4 protein-coding genes and 1 pseudogene are annotated in these 6,967 nt (G+C 68.5%); all 5 read left to right on the top strand.

Annotated elements, in window-relative coordinates; translation table 11 throughout:
• Positions 1–385 (top strand): annotated as a pseudogene (locus QJS33_RS18185) (family 2 glycosyl transferase); the annotation flags it as partial.
• 581 nt (positions 386–966) lie between these two features.
• On the top strand, positions 967–1,947 hold the full coding sequence (locus QJS33_RS18180; protein WP_306369201.1) for an ABC transporter permease: 981 nt from the start codon (positions 967–969) through the stop codon (positions 1,945–1,947).
• Positions 1,948–2,026: 79 nt separating this feature from the next.
• A complete protein-coding gene (locus tag QJS33_RS18175; RefSeq protein ID WP_306369200.1) occupies positions 2,027–2,938 on the top strand; it encodes an ABC transporter permease in 912 nt (303 codons plus the stop codon).
• A gap of 13 nt (positions 2,939–2,951) precedes the next feature.
• Complete coding sequence (locus tag QJS33_RS18170; protein ID WP_306369199.1) at positions 2,952–5,150, top strand: ABC transporter ATP-binding protein; 2,199 nt, start codon at positions 2,952–2,954, stop codon at positions 5,148–5,150.
• Positions 5,151–5,227: 77 nt separating this feature from the next.
• A complete protein-coding gene (locus tag QJS33_RS18165) occupies positions 5,228–6,946 on the top strand; it encodes an ABC transporter family substrate-binding protein (protein ID WP_306369198.1) in 1,719 nt (572 codons plus the stop codon).
• Positions 6,947–6,967: the final 21 nt, after the last annotated feature.

Below are 6,967 nucleotides of genomic sequence, written 5' to 3'. Positions count from 1 at the left end.
GGGCGCCTGGTGGCCCCCGGCCGCCGTGGCCCTGACCCTGGGCACCGTGCGGATCACCCGGAACCTGCGGCGCGGCCGCAGACCCGCCGCCACGACGGTACTGGCCACGGCGGCCACCGCCGCGGCCCTGGTGGCGCCGCATCCGTTGGCCTGGCGGACCGCGCGCGGCACCGCCCGGGTCGATCCGCTCACCTGGACCGTGCTGGGCATCGCGGGCGACGCCGCCCGCGGCCTGGGGGCCTGGTGGGGGATGGCGCGGTCGTGCAGCGTCGCGCCGCTGCTGCCCCGGGTGCGCCGACCGGGCGCGGTCGCGAGCGAGGCGGACCGGGCGCCGGCCCCCGGACGGGCTGAGGCGGACTCACGCGTCCTCGTTAGGCACGGTTAAGTCACCTCACGCTGGGTGATGCCGGACGGCCGGGGGTGCGGTGCCCCTTTCGTGCGGCCGGGGCGACCCCGGGGCGATCCGGAGCCGGATCCCGGTGGGGCGGTGGCGGGTTTCCCGCAGATGACGACTTGCCGGCTCTTGGTCATATGATTGCCGGTTTTGTCGGGTTTCGTGTAAACGGTGATGACACGTCGCTTCGATTGCCGGACACGTCTTCGCAGCTCAGCGAGTTTTTATGGCTGCGTGTGACGCTCCCGTGTCTTTCTGTGCAAAGATTGACAAATCGACAGGAGTTCACCCGGCAAAGGTGCTCCGTTGTCTTTTCTTGATGCACTGGTTACCGTCGAGTGTCTAGCGATGCCCCAGACTCTTGACATTCCGGTCACGGATCGTGAATCGGACGCAATTGTGTTTCGGCAGTCACCGGGAGTGACCCCCACCGGTGGTGGCGGGATCACGGATGCTTAACAGGCCACCAGCCACACGGGCTCCGAACCGCTCACCTCCGGTGCTCTTGGCGAACGACCATCCCTGTCAACAGACCACCGCGCCGGGCTCGGCTGTGAGGTTCGGAGAGAGTTTTGGGCAAGTTCCTGGTCAGACGACTGTTGAACTACGTCGTGCTGATCTTCCTCGCGACGAGTTTCGCGTACCTGCTCGCCGCCGCCAATCTGTATCCGCGCGGCTACTTCGAGCAGATGCAGCCGCCGCCGACGGACGAGGTGATCAACACCCAGCTCGACACCCTCAACCTGAACGACCAGACGCCCCTGGCGCAGCGGTACGTCACCTGGTTGAGCGGCGTCGCCCAGGGCGACTTCGGGCAGACCATCCAGGGCGGCGACGTCACGCCCCAGATCTGGCTCAAGGCCGGCGTCACCCTGCGGCTCATCACCGTGGCCACCCTTCTGGGCAGCGCCCTGGGCATCGCCATCGGCGCCTACGCCGCGGTGCGCCAGTACCGGATGTTCGACAAGGCCGCCACCGTCGCCTCGTTCTTCGTGCTGGCCATCCCCACCGTCGTCATCGCGCTCAGCGTGCAGGTGTTCGCCACCGGGATCAACGAAGCGCTCGGCTTCCAGTTCTTCCTGTTCTCCGGCGAGTACTCGGCGGGCTTCCAGGGGAACGGCTGGGAACTCCTGCTCAACCGGATCCACCACGCGATCCTGCCGACCTTCGTGCTCGCCGTCGCGCTCTTCGCGGCCTTCGCCCGCTACCAGCGCAACATGATGCTGGACGTGCTCGGCGCCGACTTCGTGCGCACCGCGATGGCCAAGGGGCTCACCCGGCGCAAGGCGCTCTTCAAGCACGCCCTGCGCACCGCGCTGATCCCGACCATCACCTACTTCACCTTCACGTTCGGTGTGATGGTCTCCGGCGCGACCTTCACCGAGAAGATCTTCGGCTGGCACGGGATGGGCGCCTGGCTCATCGACGCGATCTTCCAGCAGGACGTCCACATCGTGGCCGCGGCCTCCTGCTTCATGGCCGTGACGATCATGCTGGCCTCGTTCCTCTCGGACATCCTCTACGCCTGGCTCGACCCGAGGGTGCGGGTGTGACAGTGACACGGAACCGCGCGTCCGCGCACATCCCACTCCGCCAGTACGTCCCCGCTGCCATCGAGCTGGAGAGCCAGTCATGAGCACGATCGAAACGAGCACGGAGCCCGCGAAGGCCCCGACCGTGCCGCCGGCGCCCAACCGGATCAAGGGCATCGCCAGCCAACTCCTGGGCACCCCCCGGGTGATCATCGGGCTCGGCCTGCTCGCCCTCCTCACCCTGCTCGCCTTCGTCGGCCCGCTCGTCAGCGGCTGGGAGGTCGGCGAGCGCGACTACGCCGCGCTCTTCGCCTCCCCCTCGGCCGACCACTGGATGGGTACCAACAAGACCGGCCAGGACGTCTGGACGCAGTCCACCGCCGGACTCCAGAAGTCGCTGCTCATCGGTCTGCTGGTGGCGCTGCTGTCCACCGGCATCGCGGCCCTGGTCGGCGCGTTCGCCGGCTACTTCGGCGGCATCACCGACCGCGCCCTGATGTGGATCGCCGACCTCGCCCTGGTCCTGCCCAGCTTCGTCATCCTGGCCATCCTCGCGGAGCAGTTCGGCGGCGAGGGGGGCTGGATCGTCCTGGTCCTGCTGCTGGCGATGTTCAGCTGGATGGTCACCTCCAAGATGATCCGGGGCATGACCATCTCGCTGCGCGAACGGGAGTACATCCACGCCGCCCGGTTCATGGGCGTCCCCTCGCACAAGATCATCCTCCGGCACATCCTGCCCAACATGTCGTCGCTCCTCATCGCGGACGCCACCATCGCGGTCAGCACCGCGATCATCGGTGAGACCTCGCTGAGCTACTTCGGCTTCGGCGTCCAGCCGCCGGACATCAGCCTCGGCGTGGTGATCGCGGACGGTTCCAAGTACGCCAACAGCGACTGGTGGATCTTCGCGTTCCCCACGGTGCTCCTGGTGATCCTGGTGCTCGCGGTGAACATGATCGGGGACGGGCTGCGTGACGCCCTGGACCCGCAGTCCAAGTCGCGCCGGTCCTAGGGGGGAAGCACACATGAGCGCACAGACCATCGAGAACACCGAGGCGACCTCGGAGCGACCGGGCGACGAGACCCCGGTGCTGGAGGTCAGAGACCTCACCGTCACCTTCCGCGGATTCAACGGCAACCCGGACGTGAACGCGGTCCGCGGCGTCAGCTACTCCGTCCGGCGCGGCGAGGTGCTCGGCATCGTCGGCGAGTCCGGCTCGGGCAAGTCCGTCTCCTCCATGGCCGCCATGGGCCTGCTGCCCGACCACGCCGTCATCACCGGCTCGGTCAAACTCCACGGCGAGGAGATCCTGGGCCTGGACGACCGCGAGATGGCCACCCGCCGCGGCAAGGTCATCTCCATGGTGTTCCAGGACCCGCTGTCCGGCCTGACCCCGGTCTACACCGTGGGCGACCAGCTCGCCGAGGCCGTCCTGGTCCACAACCCCAAGGCGACCAAGGAGGAGGCCCGCGAGCGCGCCGTCCGCCTGCTCGACCTGGTCGGCATCCCCAACCCCGAGGGCCGCTACCGCTCGTTCCCGCACGAGTTCTCCGGCGGTATGCGCCAGCGCGTCATGATCGCCATGGCGATGGCCAACGACCCCGACGTCATCATCTGCGACGAGCCCACCACCGCCCTGGACGTCACCATCCAGGCACAGATCCTCGACCTGCTGCGCACCGCCCGCGAGGAGACCGGCGCGGCGATCGTCATGATCACCCACGACCTCGGCGTCGTCGCCGGGTTCGTCGACCGGATGCTCGTCATGTACGCGGGCCGCCCCGTCGAGATGGGCACCGTCGACGAGATCTACTACGGCAGCCGCATGCCCTACACCATGGGCCTGCTCGGCGCCGTACCCCGCATGGACCTGGAGCGCCAGGGCGCCCTCGTCCCCATCAAGGGCACCCCGCCCTCGCTGACCGCCCTGCCGCCCGGCTGCCCCTTCGCGCCGCGCTGCCCCATCGCCGAGCCCGAGTGCTCGCTGGCCGAACCCGACCTGCTCCCGGTGGGCGGCCAACCCTCCAAGGCGCAGATCCGGGCCGCCCAGGAGGCGGGCACCTCCGGCGGGGCCGTCGCCGCCGACACAGGCGTCCAGCGGGTGGCGTGCCTCCGCTCCGGCGAGATCGCCGAGAACGCCTGGACGGCCCAGGACATCTACCCGATCCCGGAGATCCCCGAGGTCCCCGCCGCGAAGGTGCGCCGCGAAGACCGTGCCGAGATGCTGCGGGTCGAATCGCTGATCAAACACCACCCGCTCACCAAGGGCGCGGTGTTCAAGCGCAGGGTCGGCACCGTCTACGCGGTCGACGGCATCGACTTCGACATCCGGGAGGGCGAGACCCTGGCCCTGGTCGGCGAGTCCGGCTGCGGCAAGTCCACCACCCTCATGGAGATCATGGGGCTGGAGAAGCCGCAGGGCGGCAGCGTCAGCGTGATGGGGCGCGAGACGTCCAAGATGAGCGGCTCCGACCGGTTCGCGCTCCGCCGCGACATGCAGATCGTGTTCCAGGACCCGATGAGCTCGCTCGACCCGCGCATGCCGGTCTTCGACATCATCGCCGAACCGCTGCGCACCCACCGGTACCCCGAAGCCGACACCACCGCCCGCGTCTACGAGCTGCTGGAACTGGTCGGCCTCAACGTCGAGCACGCCACCCGGTACCCCTCGGAGTTCTCCGGCGGCCAGCGCCAGCGCATCGGCATCGCCCGTGCCCTGGCCCTGGAGCCCAAGCTCCTGGTGCTCGACGAGCCGGTGTCCGCCCTGGACGTGTCCATCCAGGCGGGCGTGGTCAACCTCCTGGAGGAGCTCCAGGCCCGGCTGGGCCTGTCGTACCTCTTCGTCGCGCACGACCTGTCCGTGGTCCGGCACATCGCCGACCGCGTGGCCGTCATGTACCTGGGCCGGATCGTCGAGATCGGTGACACCGACTCGGTGTACACCCGGCCCGCACACCCCTACACCCAGGCGCTGCTGTCCGCGATCCCCATCCCCGACCCGGAGAAGGAGCGCGCACGCACGCACATCGTCTTGGACGGTGACCTGCCCAGCCCCGCCAACCCGCCGTCGGGCTGCAGGTTCCGGACCAGGTGCCAGAAGTTCGTCACCCTCTCCGCACCCGAACAGGAGCGGTGCACGAGCGTCGAACCGGCGCTGGAGGCCACCAACGGTGGCGACCAGGCGACCGCATGCCACTTCGCGGAGCGGCAGTCGGTCCTCTAGCTCCCGTCCGGCCCGACCTGGCACGGGCCGACGCCGCCCCGCGCGTCGGCCTACCCATCCCCATAGGAGGAATCCCCATGCGAATCGGGAAGGCGCGTTATCTCGCCCCCGTCGCGGCACTGGTCGTCATGGCCAGCGCCTGCAGCAACGACGACGGACAGTCCACCGAGGAGGCCCAGGAGGAGAACGCCTCCCTGGAGGCGACCGACCTCAACCCGGCGCCCCGCGAGGACCTTCAGGAGGGCGGCCAGTTCGTCTGGGCCCTCAGCGAGTACGAGGACCAGTACAACATGGTCCACATCCAGGGCAACAAGGCCGACGTCCGCCGCGTCATGGCCGGCCTGATGCCCTCCATCACGCGCTTCCAGCCCGACGGCACCTACGAGCCGCGCGAGGAGTACGTGCTCGACTACGGGGTGAGCGAGGACGGCCTCACGGTCGACTTCACCCTCAACCCCGACGCCACCTGGTCCAACGGCGAGCCCGTGACCTGGGAGGACTACGCCGCTCAGGTCGCCGTCATCAACGGCGAGGTCGAGGGCGAGTTCGAGATCCAGGGCGACGACGGCTACAAGTACATCGAGGAGGTCGTCGAGGGCGAGGACGAATTCTCCTTCACCCTGGAGTTCTCCCAGCCGTACTCCGACTGGCCCGCCCTCTTCGACATCGTGTACCCCAAGGAGTACATGCAGGACGAGGAGCTGTTCGCCGAGGGCTACACCGAGGGCGAGGAGTTCGTCACCGCCGGCCCGTTCGCGAACCCCGAGTTCGACGAGGTCACCCAGCGCATCACCGTCAGCCGCAACGACGACTGGTGGGGCGACCCCGCGCTGCTCGACGAGATCATCTTCGTGAACGTGGCGATCGACGGCCAGGCCACCGCGTTCAACAACGGTGAGATCGACGGCTTCTACCTCGGCTACGACTCCGCGGGCTACAAGCTCCTGGAGGGCAAGGAGGGCGCGTACTTCACCCGCGCCGTCAACAACGGCCACCGCTTCGTCTCGGTGAACGCCGGCAGCGAGATCCTGTCGGACAAGAACGTCCGCCACGCCCTCGCCATGGGCATCAACCGCGACACCCTCGCCAACGTGGCCCTGAGCCCCGTCGACTGGCCCATCACCGGTGAGGTCAACCGCCTGCTGCGTTCCAGCCAGCACGGCTACCAGGACAACAGCGGCGAGCTGGGCGAGTACAACCCGGAGCGGGCCGGCGAGCTCCTCGACGAGGCCGGCTGGACCCTGGAGGAGGGCGCGGAGTTCCGCACCAACGCCGACGGTGAGACCCTGACCCTCAGCTACGTCGCCTCCGACGACATGCAGCTGGCCAAGGACGAGGCCGACATCACCCGCGAGATGCTCGCGGAGATCGGCATCGAGGTCGACGTCCAGCACGTGCCGGGCAACGCCCTGTTCTCCGACTACATCATCCCGGGCAACTACGAGCTGGCCGCGTTCGTGCTCACCGGCTCCAACCCGTACGCCACCAGCAGCGCGGGCAACTTCGGCGGCCCGTACGACGAGGACGGCGAGGACTGGGGCAACAACGTCAGCTTCCACTCCACCCCGGAGATCAACGACCTCTTCGAGGAGCTGGGCCAGGAGACCGACCCCGACCGGTACGCGGAGATCGCCAACGAGATCGACGCCGCCATCTGGGACGAGGTGCTGACCGTTCCGATGTTCGAGCGCCCCGGCCAGTACGTCCTCAAGGACAACCTGCACAACTGGGGTGAGTTCGGCCTCGCCGGCGACTACGTCTACGAGGACATCGGCTGGGCCAAGGACGAGGAGTAGCCTCCCCGGCCGTGGGAAACG

This window comes from Nocardiopsis sp. CC223A, assembly GCF_030766825.1.
Taxonomy (GTDB): domain Bacteria; phylum Actinomycetota; class Actinomycetes; order Streptosporangiales; family Streptosporangiaceae; genus Nocardiopsis.
This window is presented reverse-complemented; position numbering and strand designations above follow the sequence as displayed.

What these genes read in the sequence shown, in the direction of transcription:
- QJS33_RS18175 (WP_306369200.1), top strand. Translation starts at nt 2,027, where the DNA reads ATGAGCACGATCGAAACGAGCACGGAGCCCGCGAAGGCCCCGACCGTG.
- QJS33_RS18170 (WP_306369199.1), top strand. Translation starts at nt 2,952, where the DNA reads ATGAGCGCACAGACCATCGAGAACACCGAGGCGACCTCGGAGCGACCG.
- QJS33_RS18165 (WP_306369198.1), top strand. Translation starts at nt 5,228, where the DNA reads ATGCGAATCGGGAAGGCGCGTTATCTCGCCCCCGTCGCGGCACTGGTC.